17 protein-coding genes are annotated in these 15654 nt (G+C 67.2%); 12 read left to right on the top strand and 5 right to left on the bottom strand.

Translation table 11 applies throughout. The annotated features are described in order from the left end of the window. Positions 1-56 precede the first annotated feature (56 nt). From ABUE31_RS13720 to ABUE31_RS13730, 3 genes are read left to right on the top strand one after another with little or no spacing between them, the layout of a single operon-like run. Positions 57-1085 (top strand): ABC transporter substrate-binding protein, encoded by a 1029-nt coding sequence (locus ABUE31_RS13720; RefSeq protein WP_367724206.1) that lies wholly within the window; start codon positions 57-59, stop codon positions 1083-1085. A 10-nt stretch (positions 1086-1095) separates the two neighbouring features. Continuing rightward, positions 1096-3369, top strand: coding sequence for an ABC transporter permease (locus tag ABUE31_RS13725; protein WP_367724207.1), 2274 nt, complete (start codon positions 1096-1098; stop codon positions 3367-3369). Next, the gene (locus ABUE31_RS13730) at positions 3369-4445 is read left to right on the top strand and encodes an ABC transporter ATP-binding protein (RefSeq protein WP_367724208.1); all 1077 of its coding nucleotides are present in this window, start codon (positions 3369-3371) and stop codon (positions 4443-4445) included. The genes ABUE31_RS13725 and ABUE31_RS13730 overlap by 1 nt, the downstream gene beginning before the upstream one ends. A gap of 111 nt (positions 4446-4556) precedes the next feature. Here the strand turns inward: ABUE31_RS13730 and ABUE31_RS13735 are convergent, their stop codons facing one another. Further along, on the bottom strand, positions 4557-5828 hold the full coding sequence (locus ABUE31_RS13735) for a LuxR C-terminal-related transcriptional regulator (protein ID WP_367724209.1): 1272 nt from the start codon (positions 5826-5828) through the stop codon (positions 4557-4559). Between the two features lie 36 nt (positions 5829-5864). On the opposite strand from ABUE31_RS13735, the gene ABUE31_RS13740 reads away from it, so the two are divergent. Together ABUE31_RS13740 and ABUE31_RS13745 are read left to right on the top strand one after the other, a co-directional pair. Then, complete coding sequence (locus tag ABUE31_RS13740; protein WP_367724210.1) at positions 5865-6137, top strand: hypothetical protein; 273 nt, start codon at positions 5865-5867, stop codon at positions 6135-6137. A 50-nt stretch (positions 6138-6187) separates the two neighbouring features. Next, positions 6188-6793 (top strand): outer membrane protein, encoded by a 606-nt coding sequence (locus ABUE31_RS13745; protein ID WP_367724211.1) that lies wholly within the window; start codon positions 6188-6190, stop codon positions 6791-6793. A 75-nt stretch (positions 6794-6868) separates the two neighbouring features. Here the strand turns inward: ABUE31_RS13745 and ABUE31_RS13750 are convergent, their stop codons facing one another. The 4 genes from ABUE31_RS13750 to phnF form a co-directional block, all read right to left on the bottom strand. After that, entirely contained in the window at positions 6869-7660 is a 792-nt protein-coding gene (locus tag ABUE31_RS13750; RefSeq protein ID WP_367724212.1) for an inositol monophosphatase family protein, read from the bottom strand. Positions 7661-7777: 117 nt separating this feature from the next. Next, positions 7778-7972 carry a hypothetical protein gene (locus tag ABUE31_RS13755; protein WP_367724213.1) on the bottom strand — a complete coding sequence of 65 codons (195 nt, stop codon included), beginning with the start codon at positions 7970-7972 and terminating at the stop codon, positions 7778-7780. Between the two features lie 153 nt (positions 7973-8125). Next, positions 8126-9373 (bottom strand): MFS transporter, encoded by a 1248-nt coding sequence (locus ABUE31_RS13760; protein ID WP_367724214.1) that lies wholly within the window; start codon positions 9371-9373, stop codon positions 8126-8128. Between the two features lie 169 nt (positions 9374-9542). Further along, positions 9543-10274 (bottom strand): phosphonate metabolism transcriptional regulator PhnF, encoded by a 732-nt coding sequence (gene phnF / locus ABUE31_RS13765; protein ID WP_367724215.1) that lies wholly within the window; start codon positions 10272-10274, stop codon positions 9543-9545. Positions 10275-10373: 99 nt separating this feature from the next. Here phnF and phnG point away from each other — a divergent pair, with 99 nt between their 5' ends. The 7 genes from phnG to ABUE31_RS13800 are packed head-to-tail and all read left to right on the top strand — an operon-like array spanning position 10374 to position 15564. Beyond that, complete coding sequence (gene phnG, locus ABUE31_RS13770) at positions 10374-10838, top strand: phosphonate C-P lyase system protein PhnG (RefSeq protein ID WP_367724216.1); 465 nt, start codon at positions 10374-10376, stop codon at positions 10836-10838. Continuing rightward, complete coding sequence (gene phnH, locus ABUE31_RS13775) at positions 10838-11473, top strand: phosphonate C-P lyase system protein PhnH (protein WP_367724217.1); 636 nt, start codon at positions 10838-10840, stop codon at positions 11471-11473. Before phnG ends, phnH begins: the two co-directional genes overlap by 1 nt. Before the next feature lie 3 nt (positions 11474-11476). Beyond that, the gene (locus ABUE31_RS13780; RefSeq protein WP_367724218.1) at positions 11477-12583 is read left to right on the top strand and encodes a carbon-phosphorus lyase complex subunit; all 1107 of its coding nucleotides are present in this window, start codon (positions 11477-11479) and stop codon (positions 12581-12583) included. Next, positions 12580-13467, top strand: a complete 888-nt coding sequence (locus ABUE31_RS13785; RefSeq protein ID WP_367724219.1) for an alpha-D-ribose 1-methylphosphonate 5-phosphate C-P-lyase PhnJ — start codon at positions 12580-12582, stop codon at positions 13465-13467. The genes ABUE31_RS13780 and ABUE31_RS13785 overlap by 4 nt, the downstream gene beginning before the upstream one ends. Then, a complete protein-coding gene (gene phnK, locus ABUE31_RS13790; RefSeq protein ID WP_367724220.1) occupies positions 13464-14240 on the top strand; it encodes a phosphonate C-P lyase system protein PhnK in 777 nt (258 codons plus the stop codon). Before ABUE31_RS13785 ends, phnK begins: the two co-directional genes overlap by 4 nt. 2 nt (positions 14241-14242) lie before the next feature. Then, positions 14243-14950 (top strand): phosphonate C-P lyase system protein PhnL, encoded by a 708-nt coding sequence (gene phnL, locus ABUE31_RS13795; RefSeq protein WP_367724221.1) that lies wholly within the window; start codon positions 14243-14245, stop codon positions 14948-14950. After that, entirely contained in the window at positions 14947-15564 is a 618-nt protein-coding gene (locus ABUE31_RS13800) for a DapH/DapD/GlmU-related protein (RefSeq protein WP_367724222.1), read from the top strand. The genes phnL and ABUE31_RS13800 overlap by 4 nt, the downstream gene beginning before the upstream one ends. Positions 15565-15654 lie beyond the last annotated feature (90 nt).

The following is a 15654-nucleotide window of genomic DNA, read 5'->3' on the forward strand; positions in this document are numbered from 1 at the left end:
CGGAATGTGCCTCCAGTCGCGTTGATTAGACGACGAACAAAACGGGAGGAACATCAGTGACGAAATCGCCTTTCCTTTACTCCGCCGCTTTCGCCGCGACCCTGGTCGCGGGCGCCGTGTCGGCGCAGGCCGCCAGCCTGACCCTCTACTGCTCAGCCGACGAAGCCTGGTGCCAGCAGATCAAGACCGGCTTCGAGGCCGAGACCGGCATCACGGTCGACATGACGCGCAAGAGCTCCGGCGAGACGTACGCGCAGGTGCGCGCGGAAGCCTCGAATCCGAAGGGCGACGTCTGGTGGGGCGGCACGGGCGACCCGCACCTGCAGGCCGCCGAGGAAGGCCTGACCGAGGCGTACGAATCGCCGATGCGCGGCGAGCTCTACGACTGGGCCATCAAGCAGGCGGAAGCTGCGGACAACAAGACGATCGGCGTCTATTCCGGCGCGCTCGGCTTCGGCTACAACAAGGATCTGCTCGCCCGCAACAACCTGCCCGAGCCGAAATGCTGGGCCGACCTGATCAAGCCCGAGTTCAAGGGCCACGTGCAGATCGCCAACCCGAACTCGTCGGGCACCGCCTACACCATGCTCGCCACGATGGTGCAGTTGATGGGCGAGGACCAGGGCTTCGACTACATGAAGGCGCTGCACAAGAACGTGAACCAGTACACCAAGTCGGGCTCCGCGCCGATCAAGGCGGCGGGCCTCGGCGAGACCACCGTCGGCATCGTCTTCATGCACGACGCGGTCTCGCAGTCGGCGGCCGGCTTCCCGATCGTCACCGTCGCGCCGTGCGAGGGCACCGGCTACGAGATCGGCTCGATGTCGCTGATCAAGGGCGCCCGCAACCCGGACGAGGCGAAGAAGTTCTACGACTGGGCCCTGACCGCCGCCATGCAGGACAAGGCGAAGGACGTGAAATCGTTCCAGATCCCCTCCAACAAGAACGCCACGCCGTCGCCGCTGTCGCCGGACCTCTCGGCCATCAAGCTGATCGACTACGACTTCAAGAAGTACGGCTCGAGCGACGAACGCAAGCGCCTGCTGCAGAAGTGGGACACCGAGGTCTCGACGCTGCCGCAGTAGTCCTGACGCTTTGCGCGCCAGACGCAGCCTTCCCGCGCTTCACCCGACCGTCGCCCTGTGGACGGCGGTCGGCCTGGCAGGATTCTGCCTGCTGCCCTGGTACGGGCTGCGCGACAACTTCTTCACCTTCTCGTGGCTGTTCGACGGCTGGCCGCTGTCGGACAAGGTCGCACCCGCCCTGTTCCTCGTGCTGCAGGGCGAGAGGCTCTGGCTGGCGCCGATGGTGCTGCTGCTCGCGGCGCCTCTTCTCCTCTGGCGACGGCGCAAGCAGGACCCCGTGTTCGGGGCCCTGCTCATCGCTGTCGGCGCGGCCGGCTTTGCATGGTTCATGCTGCAGGGCTTCGGCATCGGCCTCCGCGGCTTCCAGTGGCAGTGGCTGACCGCACTCTTCGGCGACCTCGATGACAGGCAGTTCGGCATGGGGTGGGGCGCGGTGCTGGTGGGCAGCGCCTTCCTGTTCCTGCTGACGCTCGGGTTCGCGGCGCGCGGCGCGGTCGGCGGCGACGAGTTCGTCGTCGGCGCGATCGGCTTCGTGATCGCCGCGGTCGCGCTGTTCATCTTCATGCCGATCCTCCAGATGTTCGCCAGCGCGCTGGTCACGCAGGACGGCGACTATTCACTGGCTGTGTTCCTGCAAAAAATGTTCAGCGAGCGCCTGTGGGGCCTTTCCTGCCTTGCGGGCGGCCCGCGCTGCGGCGTCGCCTGGAACTCCTTGTTCCTCGCCGTCCTCGTCGGCGTCATCACCACCGCGCTCGGGCTCGTCTTCGCGCTGATGGTCACCCGTACCGGGTTCCGCCACGGCGCGCTGCTGCGCGCACTGACGGTGCTGCCCATCATCACGCCGCCCTTCGTCATCGGGCTCGCCATCATCCTGCTGTTCGGCCTGTCCGGCGTCGTCACCCAGACCGTCGCCGACCTTTTCGGTCTGCAGCCGACCCGCTGGGTCTACGGCCTGCCCGGCCTGCTGATCGCGCAGGTGCTCGCCTTCACGCCGATCGCCTTCCTCGTCATGATCGGCGTCGTCGAGGGGGTGAGCCCGTCGATGGAAGAGGCAGCCCAGACCCTGCGCGCCAGCCGCTGGCAGACCTTCGTCACGGTCTCGCTGCCCCTGATGCGCCCGGGATTGGCCAACGCCTTCCTCCTCGGCTTCATCGAATCGATGGCCGACTTCGGCAATCCGCTCGTTCTGGGCGGCAATTTCGACGTTCTCTCGACCGAAATCTTCTTCGCCATCGTCGGCGCGCAGTACGATCAGGCGCAGGCGGCGATCCTCGCCATCGTGCTGCTGTTCTTCACGCTCGGCGCCTTCTACGCGCAGCGCTTCTGGCTGGGCAGCAAGTCCTACACCACCGTCTCCGGCAAGGGCGACGCCGGGGTGCATCCGCAACTGCCGTCCGGCTTCCGCAAAATCGTCTATGCGATCGCCGGCTTCTGGACGTTGTTCACGCTCTTCATCTACGTCACCATCTTCTACGGCAGCTTCGTGAAGCTGTGGGGCGTCGACTTCTCGCTGACTTTCGACCACTACGTGAAGTCCTTCGCCGTCGGCTGGACCGAGTTCGGCATCCACTGGCGCGGCGCGGCCTGGAGCTCCTTCTGGACGACGATGCAGATCGCGCTGATCTCGGCGCCGCTGACGGCGGCGATCGGCCTGCTCACCGCCTACCTGCTGGTGCGGCAGAACTTTGCCGGCAAGAATGCCTTCGAGTTCGGTACCATGCTGTCCTTCGCAATCCCCGGCACCGTCATCGGCGTCTCCTATGTGATCGCCTTCAACGTGCCGCCGATCGAGATCACCGGTACCGGCATCATCCTGGTGATCTCCTTCATCTTCCGCAACATGCCGGTCGGCGTGCGCGCCGGCGTCGCCTCGATGTCGCAGATCGACCGCAGCCTCGACGAAAGCTCGCTGACGCTCGGCGCCAACTCGTGGCAGACCTTCCGCAAGGTGGTGCTGCCGCTCCTGCGCCCGGCGATCCTGGCCGCGCTCGTCTATTCCTTCGTGCGGGCGATGACGGCCATCAGCGCCGTCATCTTTCTCGTCAGCGCCCAGTACGACATGTCGACCAGCTACATCGTCGGCCGCGTCGAGAACAACGAATACGGCATCGCCATCGCCTACTCGGCCGTCCTGATCCTGGTCATGCTGGTTGTGATCGGCATCATGCAGCTCCTGGTCGGACGGCTCAACATCGGCCGCCGCCGCGACCAGGGCGACCTGTCGCAATCGCGCACCAACGTCGATCTGCCCGGCCGCCAGCCGGCGTTTTCGGGAGGCGGCTGATGGCCGAGATCAGAAGCAACGCCGCGTCGGTGGAATTCCGCGACGTCACCAAGATCTACGGCAAGAGCCGGACGCCGGCCGTCGACGACGTCTCGCTCAAGATCGAGGCGGGCAGGCTCGTCACGCTGCTCGGTCCGTCCGGCTGCGGCAAGACTACGACGCTCAGGATGATCGCCGGCCTCGAGATGGCGACCGCCGGGCAGATCCTGATCGGCGGCGTCGACGTGACCACGCTGCCGGCCACCGACCGCGACGTCTCCATGGTGTTCCAGTCCTATGCGCTGTTCCCGCACATGACGGTCGAGGAGAACGTGCGCTACGGCCTGCGCTTCTCCGGCTTCGCCAAGCAGGAGGTCGCCGAGCGTGCCAGTGCCGGACTCGATCTCGTCGGCCTCTCCGACTATGGAAGCCGGCTGCCGAGCCAGCTCTCCGGCGGCCAGCAGCAACGCGTCGCGGTGGCGCGTGCGCTGGTACTCGAGCCGCAGGTGCTGCTGTTCGACGAACCGCTCTCCAACCTGGACGCCAAGCTGCGCCGCCATGTGCGCGAGGAGATTCGCGAGATCCAGCAGAAACTTGGACTCACCGTCGTCTACGTGACGCACGACCAGGAGGAGGCGCTCGCCGTCTCCGATCGCATCATCGTGATGAACAACGCGGTCATCGCCCAGGACGGCACGCCGCGCGAACTCTACGACGCTCCCGCCAACGGATTCGTCGCCGACTTCATCGGCGAAGCCAACATCTTCGACTGCGCGATCGAGAGCGTCGAAGACGGCGTCGCCTCCGTAAGACTGGGCGACCTGACGCTGACCCTGCCGGCGCGCGGCTTCGGCCCCGGCCCCGCCAGGCTGGCGGCGCGCCCCGGTCGGCTGACGCTCAATCCACACGGGACGCCCGACACTTTGCCGGGCACCATCTCCAAGGCGACCTATGTGGGCAGCCACCTCGAATTCGTGGTTTCGACCGGGCTCGGCGAGGCATTCGTCGTCACGCCCGACGTCGATGCTCCCTTCCAGGCTGGCCAGGCGGTCGGCCTAGGCTTTCCCGCTCGCGGTCCCGTCCTGATCGGCGGATAGCCAACGCCTCGATCGACACGCCCCCCCGGTCGGCACGGCCACCCCAAAACAGATTCCGCTCATCCCCTGAACGGGTGATGTGCGGGCTTCGCCGTTCAATATGGTTCGCGGTCAGTCCAGCTTTCGAGGCGCCGCGTGACCATCATTTCCGCTGTCGGCAAACCCAGCCGCAATACGCACCAGCGCGGACTGGCTGTTCGCGCCGGTCTTGCCGTAGATGGCTTTCAGCTGGCTGCGCACCGTCTCGACCGAAACGCCGGCGACGCCGGCGATCTCGCCGGGGCGGCGTCCATCCAGGATGCCTTCGAGCACCCGCGTCTCCGCCGGCGTCAGGCGAAACCGAACGGCCATCGCCTGCGCGCCCGGCACGACGCGACGCGTTGCGATCAGGATCGCCAGGGCGCCACCCAGGAATATCGCCGAACCGTTGTCCTCGGCTACGCGAACAAAGGTCACATCGGCGTCGCCGGCCGCGATCCTGCGCGTGATGAGGTCTCCATAGCGTCCGCGCAACGCATGGCTGAAGACGCTCTGAGCCATGGAGTCGCGGAAGGACACGCGGCCAGCGGCATCGACGCCGAGCACGTCGCCTCCGGCCAGGCACGCTTCGCCTCGCTGCGAGGCGTGGATCACCTTGCCGGCCACGTTGACCACCACCACGGCGATTCCGCCGAGTTGACCCAGTTCTCGCGCAAGATCGCCGCCCAGGGGTGCCTTGCGGTTGACGTGGAAGTCGGAAACGCGCCGAAGATGCGGCGCGATGCGGGTGAGGTAGGCGGCCCGTCCGCTGTTGCGCTCGAAATCGGAGTCGCCGCTCAGCACGGAGAAGAGGAAAAAGCAGTCGTCGTCGCGCCGAACCGTCACGCCGACCCCGCTTTCCTGGTCCTGCAGCCGCAGGAAGTCGTTGTAGTATTCGGTGCGCAGGAAACGGTCTCGCGATACGATCTGTTCACCCACCACACCGAGACCGATCGGCGTCGATGCGACCTGCTCCATCCAGGGGTTGAGCGGCGCGAAGTGGCTTGCATAATCGCGCTGGACGGCTTCGGGAATCCCGCTGGCAAGCGTGATGGCGCCGCTGCCGCTCTTGGCATCGTGATAGAACAGCGTGGCGAAATCCGAATGGGTCGCCGCGGCGACCTCGTCGACCACGCCCTGCCATTCGATCTCCCCGAGCAACGCGGAATAGATCAAGGCGATCGCCCGATCGCTCTCTTTCCCCGCCATGCCCCGTCCCCCCTGTTCCCTTAGGTCAATTCCTAGCATCAAACAGAAAGAGAAATCGACATGCAGATGAAGACGACGGCGGCCCTGCTTTGCGCGGGCCTGGCAGCAGCGGGCTGCGAAACCATCGACGGCGGCGGCGACGGATATCTGACCCACTCCGAGCACCGCCTGAGCGCGTCGGAACGCGCCGCCGTGGAAACGGGCCTCCGGAACTATCTCAAGGTGCCGGTCGCGGTGTCCGGCCTGCATGCCAGCTACAGGCTGGCCGACGGGCGCGTCGCGGTGTGCGGCTACGTTTCCGGTCGAAGCGGCGGAAAGGCGACATCGCCGGCGCTGTTCGCCGGCTCGCTCGCGGCCCCCGGCAGCCGCAACTTCACGCCGCTCCGCGTCCCCGGAAAGGGCCAGGACACCCAGCGCATCGCCACCGTGCGTGCCTATTGCCAGGCGGAACAGATCAACATCTGACGCCGCCAATTCTCCCAAACGCAATCATACCAACTGCAAGGACGTTTTTCATGAAATTCACTCCCCTCGTCATCGCGCTCTCCGCTTCGCTTGCCTTCAGCGCTTCGGCGCTGGCCGCCGATATGACCGGCGAGACTGCCCCATATGATTGGTCTGGCGTCTATGTCGGTGTCCATGCTGGCGGCGCCTGGGCGAGAGCCGACGACAGCGCGGATCGCGTCAACCTCGGCGGCGGCGCGATCGGCGGCTACGCCGGCGCCAACTGGCAGGTCGGGAAATGGGTCGTCGGCATCGAGGGCGACGTCAACTTCACCGCGAACGACGGGGCTATCTACGGCATCGACATCGGGACGGGATGGCAGGGCGCGCTGCGCGGACGGCTCGGCTACGCGATCGACAGCTTGCTGGTCTACGGCGCCGGCGGCCTCGCCGTCTCAGAAGTTTCCGTCGATGCGGCGCCGATCATCGACGAAACGGAAACCTTCGCCGGCTGGACCGTGGGCGCCGGCGTCGAATACGCGTTCACGCAGAACTGGGTTACCCGCCTCGACTATCGCTACTCGGACTATGGCGGCAGCAATTTCGGCTTCATGGGAACGACCGATGTCGACGTCACCGAGCACGCGGTGCGCGTCGGCGTCGGCTACAAGTTCTGACAACGTCTCGCCGCGACGGCCTTGCTAACGGGCCGTCGCGGCGAATTCCGCCGACCGCCGGCGCGGGATGCCGGATCAGATGTCGTAGAACTTCGCGCCAAGCGCGTGGATGGCATCGTAGACGTCCGCGCCTCCGGCGACCACCACCGTGCCTTCCTTCAGCACCGTCTTCGGGTCGGGCGTGACGATCCGGCCGCCGGCCTCCTCGACCAGCAGCAGCCCGGCGATGCAGTCCCAGGCGTTCATGTGGTTCTCGATGTAGCCGATCAGGCGACCGGAGGCGACATAGGCCAGCATCAGCGCGCCCGACGCGTTGCGGTAGAAGACGCCGCCCTGCGCCAGGAGGTCGGTGATAAGGCCCGGCACCGCAGCGGTCTCGCGGCGATTCGAGAAACCGATGCCGAGGGACCCGTCGCCCAGGCTGCTGGAGGCGGTCGTGCGCATCGGCCTGCCGTTCAGCCACGCGCCGCCGTCCCTTTCGCCGTAGAAGGTCTCGCCGGTCGATGGTTCATGGATCACGCCGGTGACCGTCACGCCGTCCCTGGCGCAGGCGATCACCACGCACCAGGCGGGAATGCCGCGCACGAAGTTCGCCGTGCCGTCGATCGGATCGATCACCCAGTCGTAGCCGGTGGTGCCCGCCTTCGGCGCATGTTCCTCGCCGATGACGCCGTCGTCGGGATAGGCTTGTGCCAGTTCGCGGCGCACGAAAAGCTCGACCTCGCGGTCGGCCTCGGACACCAGGTCCTGGTGTCCCTTCGCCTCGACCGTCAGAGTATCGAGCCGGCGGAAATATTCCATGCCGAGTTTCCCGGCGCGCTCGGCGAGCTCTCGGGCAAAGGTCAGGCGTTCGCTATGGCTGGTCATGGATTCCGCTACCGTCTGGATGAACTGCGCGGAGCGGACGCTCCGCGCGCCCTTCATAGGCAAGTTGACCGGCGCGCGAAAGGGCCCGCCGTTCGCCGGCTCACAAATCGACCGGGTTCAGGCCGTGCGTGTCGTCTTGGCGGCCAGGTACATCAGGCTGAAGCTCGCCATCTTTCGGTCCCAGCCCGCCTTCACCGCCAGGTCGATGATCGAGTCGAGATGCGGCTTGAGCGCCTCGCGGCATTCCGTCTCGTAGCTCGAATGGCGGATGGCGTTCTTGGGCTTTTGGACGACCGGTTCTCTGATCAGCATGGCAAGCACAGCAATGAGGGTTGGACTGCACCTTCCCTAGCGTGCACCGAACGGCGGTCAAGCGGCATTGAATTGCGCGCCCCTAACGGTCCACACAAAACTTTGGGCAGCACTCGGCACTGCAATCGTGGGCGGCGCAATGCGACGCGCTGCCTACGCCCGTGCGGGCCTTGGCCGCATGCTCCCCGACTTCCAGAGCAGCATGAAGGCGATCAGCATGTTGAGCAGGTTCCAGGCGATGCCGTTCAGGAACGCAGCCGCGTAGGAGCCGGTCAGGTCGTAGATCCAGCCCGACATCCAGCCGCCGAGCGCCATGCCCGCGATCGTCGCCACGACCACGATGCCAATGCGCTGCCCGGCTTCCGCCGCCGGCATGTATTCGCGCACGATGATCGCGTAGCTCGGCACGATCCCGCCCTGGGAAAGGCCGAATACCAGCGAGACGATGTAGAGCGAGGCGAGACCATCGAAGGGAATGTAGAAGAGCAGCGACAGGCATTGCAGGGTCGAGCCGACGAGCAGGGTTTTCACGCCGCCTATCCTGTCGGCGAGGAAGCCCGAGGCCAGCCGGCTGACCACGCCGGCAGCCAGCATGATCGACAGCATCTCCCCGCCGCGCGCCACGCCGTAGCCGAGGTCGACGCAGTAGGCGACGATATGCACCTGCGGCATGGACATGGCGACGCAACAGCCAAGCCCGGCGACGACGAGCAGCGCCTGCAGCGCTGCCGGCGAAAGCGATATCGGCTGCACCACGCGCGCCGCGCTTTGCGCATGCGCCTCGCGCACCGGCCGCCGGCGCCTCAGCATGAGCGACAGCGGGACCATGGTGACGAGGCAGATCGCCCCGCAGGCGAGATAGGTGAAACGCCAGCCGCCGTGGCCCATCATGTAGGGCACCACCACCGGCCACAGCGTGCCGGCGAGATAGTTGCCGGCCGCCGCGATCGAGACCGCGACGCCGCGGCGCCGTTCGAACCAGTGCGAGATGTCCGCCATCAGCGGGCCGAAGATGACGGACGAGCCGGCGCCGATCACCGCCTGCACCAGGGTGAATGTCAGGATCGACGGCGCAGCCGCCGCGAGCCCGAACCCGGCCACCAGCGTGATCGAGGCGATCAGCGCGGGAATCCAGTACCCGATGCGGTCGATCGCGCGCCCGACGAAGATGTTGCCGAGCGCGAAACCGACCATCGTCGCCGTGTAGGGGAGCGAGGCGCCGGCGCGGTCTATGCCGAATTCCGCCTGAACCGACGGCATAACCACGATGACGACCCACATGCCGGCGCCGCCGATCGTCGCCAGCACCGTGCCGATCGCCAGCCGCGCCCAAGCATAGGCGCCGTCAATGTCTGCGCCGGAACGCCGTTCCGGCCGGTCGGCAAGGGAATGGGATGCCACGGCGCTCGTCCCGTGCCCGCCTCAAGACGCATCAGGGCAGCCGGCACGACGCCGCCCGGTCAACTTGTATGGGAGTCCTATCCGGCACGCCGCGCCGCAGCGAGCGCCAGCAACGGATATCGATGATCCCAGGGCGCCGGTCGGACCCGGCGCGCGGCAGGCTCGCGCGTCAGCTCACCGTGAGCTCGACCAGGTCGGCGGCGAACCGGGTCTCGGAAAACTGCACGGGGCGGCCCTCGGGGTCGACGTTGACGTAGGCGGTCACGAGCACGATCGCGCCCGGCGCCAGTTTGAGGTCGGCGAGGTCCTGATCGGCGGCATGCCTGGCCGAAATCGAGGTCGACATGCGAAAGTAGTCGGACACCCCGTAACTCTTGAGTGCCGTCGTCACCGACCCACTCTCGGCATAGCGTGCCGCGATGCCGGCGAAGCGCACAGCATCGAAGAAACTCGTCGCCCGCGACACCGGCCGCCCGTCCGCCTCCGCAAGTGTCTCGAGCCGCACGACGGCGGCCGCCTCCGCCAGCCCCAGCGCCCCGGCGGCGCGCGGGTCCGCCTCCACCGCATGGCCGAGAAGGACGCCGCGCCGGTCGCGGGTCTGCCCCTGGAGGCCCTCTGAAAACCGGGTCCGCACGCCGATCGGATAGGCCAGCTTGCGCTTCCTCTCGATGAACGTGCCGCGACCCTGTTCCGCCCTCAGGACGCCTTCCTGCACCAGGGCCGAAATGGCGCCGCGCACCGTATGCCGGTTCACGCGGAAACGGGTCGCCAGCACCGTCTCGGGCGGAAGCCGCTCAACAAACTCGCCCGTGCCGATCGCCTGCCGGATCTGGTCGGCGATCTGCCGCCAAAGCGCGATCCCGCTCCTCCTGTCGACCCTGCCCGCCGTTTTCGTCGCCATTTCCCGCGCCTGTCATCCTGTCGTCATCGACACACGATAGCTATCGTGATAATTTGTAGCATCGTCTAGATCAATAGACAAATACTCAGGTACTGAACAATGGAAAGACCCACCGATCGCGTCGCCGATCTCGCGCGCAGGACCGCAATGGCCGCGTTCGCCCAGGCGTCCGGCGACGACCTGAAGCGGCTCAGCGACGCCGCCGGCGTCGTCCTCGAGGCAACGACGCTGCGCGGCCCGGAAACCGGCCTCGTGACCGTGCGCGGCAGGATCGGCGGGGGCGGCGCGCCCTTCAACACCGGCGAGGCGACCGTCACCCGCGCCACGGTCCAGTTGCCCTCCGGCCAGGTCGGGCATGCCTACGCGCTCGGCCGCGACAAGGAGAAGGTGCGCCTGGCTGCCATCCTCGACGCCACATGGTGCGCGCCAGAGACCCGGGCGACCGTCGAGGACGGGATCGTGGCGCCTCTCCTCGCGTTGCAGGCCGAGGCCGAATCCAGGCGGCGCGCCGAAGGCGCAGCCACGAAGGTCGACTTTTTCACCATGGTGCGCGGAGAAGACTGATGGCGACGCCGGGACAGAATGCGGGCGCCCTCGGCGCCGAACACATCACCGGCGGATTTGCCGACCCGGTATTCGACGCGCAGGCGGTCTTTCGCGCCGTCATGGACGCTATGGCGCGGCCCGGCAGCATCCGGGTCGCAGCGGCCGACACCCGGCCGCCGCCGCCGCTGTCGGCCGTCGCCGCCGCCGTCGCTCTCACCTTCTGCGACAGCGACACGCCGCTCTGGCTCGATCCGGCGCTCAAGCAGGCCCGGGCGGTGGCGAGCTGGCTTGGTTTCCACACCGGCGCGCCTCTGGCGGACAACCCGACCGATGCGCATTTCGCCCTCGTGGCGGACCCGGCGGGCCTGATCGCGCTCGACAATTTCGCGCAAGGCACCCAGGACTACCCCGACCGTTCGACTACCTTGATCCTGCAGGTCCCGAGCCTCTCGGCGGGCGAGCCGCTGGTCCTCAACGGCCCAGGCATCGACGGAAGCGCGACGCTCGCTCCCGCCGTCCTGCCGCGCCACTTCATCGAGCAGTGGACGCAGAACCGCGACCGTTTCCCGCGCGGCGTGGACCTCATCCTGGCCGCGCCCGAGGGCATCGCCTGCCTTCCGCGCACGACCCGCATTCGCCACCAGGAGGGCTGAGCCATGTACGTTGCCGTCAAGGGCGGAGAGGCCGCCATCCGCAACGCCCACAGGCTGCTTGCCGATCGCCGGCGCGGCGACCGCAGCGTGCCGGCCATCAGGCTGGACCAGATCGTCGAGCAACTCGGTCTCGGCGTCGACCGGGTCATGAGCGAGGGGGCGCTCTACGACCGCGAACTGGCCGCGCTGGCGATCGTCCAGGCGCGCGGCGACCTCATCGAGGCGATCTTCCTGGTGCGCGCCTACCGCACCACGCTGCCGCGCTTCGGCTACACGCGGCCGGTCGACACCGCCGCGATGCTGGCCGAGCGGCGCGTCTCGGCCACCTACAAGGATCTGCCCGGCGGCCAGATGCTCGGACCGACCTTCGACTACACGCACCGACTGCTCGACCCCGAACTGGCGGCGGGCGGCGCGGTCGCCGCACCGGAACTACGCGACGCCGAGCCCGAAGCGATGCCCCGTGTCTCCGACATCCTCGGTGGCGAAGGCCTGATCGAGGCCGACGGCGCACTGCCTGCCGGCCACGCCACCGGCGACATCACGCGCGAGCCGATGGAGTTTCCGCTCGCCCGCGACAGCCGGCTACAGGCGCTGTCGCGCGGCGACGAGGGCTTCCTGCTGGCGCTCGCCTATTCGACGCAGCGCGGCTACGCGCGCAGCCATCCCTTCGTCGGCGAGATCCGCATCGGCGAGGTCGAACTCGAACTCGACGTGCCGGAACTGGACTTTCCGGTGACGCTCGGCCGCATCCGCGTGACCGAATGCCAGATGGTCAACCAGTTCGCGGGGTCGGCGAAGCAGCCTCCCCAGTTCACCCGCGGCTACGGGCTGGTGTTCGGCCAGAGCGAGCGCAAGGCGATGGCGATGTCGCTGTGCGACCGGGCATTGCGAGCGCGCGAGCTCGGCGAAGACATCACCGCGGCCGCCCAGGACGAGGAGTTCGTCATCTCGCATTCCGACAATGTTCAGGCGACCGGCTTCGTCGAACACCTGAAGCTGCCGCACTATGTCGATTTCCAGGCCGAACTCGACCTCGTGCGCCGCATGCGCGCCGAGCACGAAGCAAAGGCCGCCGCAGACCAGGCGATGAAGGAGGCCGCGGAATGAGCGCGCAGGACGGGAACATCGCCACCTACAACTTCGCCTATCTGGACGAGCAGACCAAGCGCATGATCCGGCGCGCGATCCTGAAGGGCATCGCCATCCCCGGCTACCAGGTGCCGTTCGCCAGCCGCGAAATGCCGATGCCCTATGGCTGGGGCACCGGCGGCGTGCAGGTGACGGCGGCCATCATCGGTCCCGACGACGTGCTGAAGGTGATCGACCAGGGCGCCGACGATACCACCAACGCCGTCTCCATCCGCAACTTCTTCCGCAAGGTGGCCGACGTCGAGACGACGACCGCGACCGCGAAGGCGACCATCATCCAGACACGCCACCGCATCCCCGAGTGGCCGCTGACCGAGGGCCAGACGCTGGTCTACCAGGTGCCGATCCCCGAGCCGCTGCGCTTCCTCGAGCCGCGCGAGACCGAGACGCGCAAGATGCATGCGCTCGAGGAGTACGGTCTGATGCACGTCAAGCTCTACGAGGACATCGCCAGGCACGGGCATATCGCCACCACCTATGCCTATCCGGTGAAGGTCGAGGGGCGCTACGTGATGGACCCTTCGCCGACGCCGAAGTTCGACAATCCGAAGATGCACATGTCGCCGGCGCTGCAGCTGTTCGGCGCAGGCCGCGAGAAGCGCATCTACGCGATCCCGCCCTTCACCGATGTCGTCAGCCTCGATTTCGAGGACCATCCTTTCGAAGTGCAGAAGTTCGACAGGCCCTGCGCGCTCTGCGGCGCCGAGCAGGTCTATCTCGACGAGGTGATCCTCGACGACCGTGGCGGGCGCATGTTCGTCTGTTCCGACACCGATCATTGCGAGACCCGGCGGGCCAAAGGGCACGTTGGCGAACTCGGCGCCAAGGAGGCCGCGGAATGAGCGACGAACCCCTTCTGCGCGTTTCCTCGCTGTCGAAATTCTACGGCTCGCGGGTCGGCTGCGAGGATATCTCGTTCGAACTCTATCCGGGCGAGGTCCTGGCCATCGTCGGCGAGTCCGGCTCCGGCAAGACCACGCTGCTGAACAGCATTTGGACACGGCTGACGCCGACCTCGGGCTGCGTGTCCTACCGCATGCGCGACGGGACCTTCCGCGACCTCTACCGCATGAGCGAGGCCGAGCGCCGCTTCCTGATGCGCACCGACTGGGGCTTCGTGCACCAAAACCCCGCGGACGGCCTGCGCATGACCGTATCTGCCGGCGCCAATGTCGGCGAGCGGCTGATGGCCGTCGGCGACCGCCACTACGGACGCATCCGCGAAACCGCGATCGACTGGCTTGCGCGCGTGGAAATCGCGGAGGACCGCGTCGACGACGAGCCCCGCGCATTTTCCGGCGGCATGCGGCAGCGCCTGCAGATCGCACGCAACCTGGTGACGGGTCCGCGGCTGGTCTTCATGGACGAGCCTACCGGCGGTCTCGACGTCTCGGTACAGGCGCGCCTGCTCGACCTCTTGCGCGGACTGGTCAACGACCTCGGGCTCGCCGCCATCGTGGTCACCCACGACCTGGCCGTCGCCCGCCTGCTGTCGCATCGCATGATGGTGATGAAGGACGGCCATGTGGTCGAGACCGGCCTCACCGACCGCGTGCTCGACGATCCGCGTGCGCCCTACACGCAGCTCCTTGTCTCCTCCATCCTGCAGGTGTGACCATGGCAACGCCGGTCGTCGTCTCCGACGTGTCGAAAAGCTTCACGATGCATCTTCGCTCGGGCATCCGCCTGCCCGTCGTGGAGGGCGTGTCCTTTGCCATCCGCTCTGGCGAATGCGCCGTGCTCGGCGGCCCCTCGGGCGCCGGCAAGAGCTCGATCCTGAAGATGCTCTATGGGAACTACGCGGTCGACGCCGGGCAGATCATCGTCGACCACCATGGCCAGCTGATCGACCTGGCGACGGCGAGCCCGCGAACCGTGCTGTCCATCCGTCGCGACACGATCGGCTATGTCAGCCAGTTCCTGCGCACCGTACCGCGCGTTTCGGCGCTCGACGTCGTGGCCGAGCCGGCGATCTCGCTTGGCGAAGCCCGCGACGCAGCCCGGGACCGGGCGCGCGCGTTGCTCGATCGTCTCAACCTGCCGGAGAAGCTCTGGAGCCTGCCTCCCGCCACCTTCTCCGGCGGCGAGCAGCAACGCGTTAACATCGCGCGCGGCTTCATCACGCCGCACCCCGTGCTCTTGCTGGACGAGCCCACGGCATCGCTCGACGCCAGGAACCGCGAGGTTGTCATCGAGTTGATCGCCGGCAAGAAGCGCAACGGCGTCGCCCTGCTCGGCATCTTCCACGACGCCGACGTGCGCGAAGCGGTGGCCGACGCCATCATAGACGTGACGGCGTTTGCTCCGGGAAAGGCCGCGGCATGAGCAGGAGGCTGTCAGAGACGCCGCTTATCCACGACACCGCAAGGATCAAGGATTCGACTCTTGGACGGTGGACGGAGATCTCCGAGGGCTGCCGCGTTACGGAATCGACGGTCGGCGACTATTCCTACTTGATGGAAGGCTGCATGGTGTTCTGCGCCGACATCGGCAAGTTCTCCAACATCGCCTCGACCGTGCGCCTCAATGCGACCAACCATCCGGTCGAGCGGCCGACGCTTCACCATTTCACCTACCGCGCATCGGACTATTTCGACGACGCCGAACATGAGGCCGGCTTCTTCGCCAGGCGCCGCGCCAGGCGCGTCGCCATCGGCCACGACACATGGCTCGGCCATGGCTCGACCGTGCTGCCGGGGGTGACCGTCGGCGACGGCGCCGTCGTCGGCTCCGGCGCCGTCGTCACCCGGGATGTCGCGCCCTACACGATCGTCGCCGGCGTGCCGGCAAGGCCGATCAGGGACCGGTTCGACCGCAGCACGGCGGAACGCTACCAGGCGCTCGCCTGGTGGGATTGGGACCATGCCCGCCTGCGCGCGGCGCTGGACGACTTTCGGTCGCTTTCAGCCGAAGCGTTCCTGGAGAAACATGGCGGGTAGCCGGAGCCCCGCGCCGGCATTCCCATTCCACCCAGCCGCCGCGTTAACACCGCTTTTGCAACTTTGGCGCTATGTCGGTTGTGGCTGACG

This window comes from Mesorhizobium marinum (genome assembly GCF_040813675.1).
GTDB lineage: Bacteria > Pseudomonadota > Alphaproteobacteria > Rhizobiales > Rhizobiaceae > Mesorhizobium_K > Mesorhizobium_K marinum.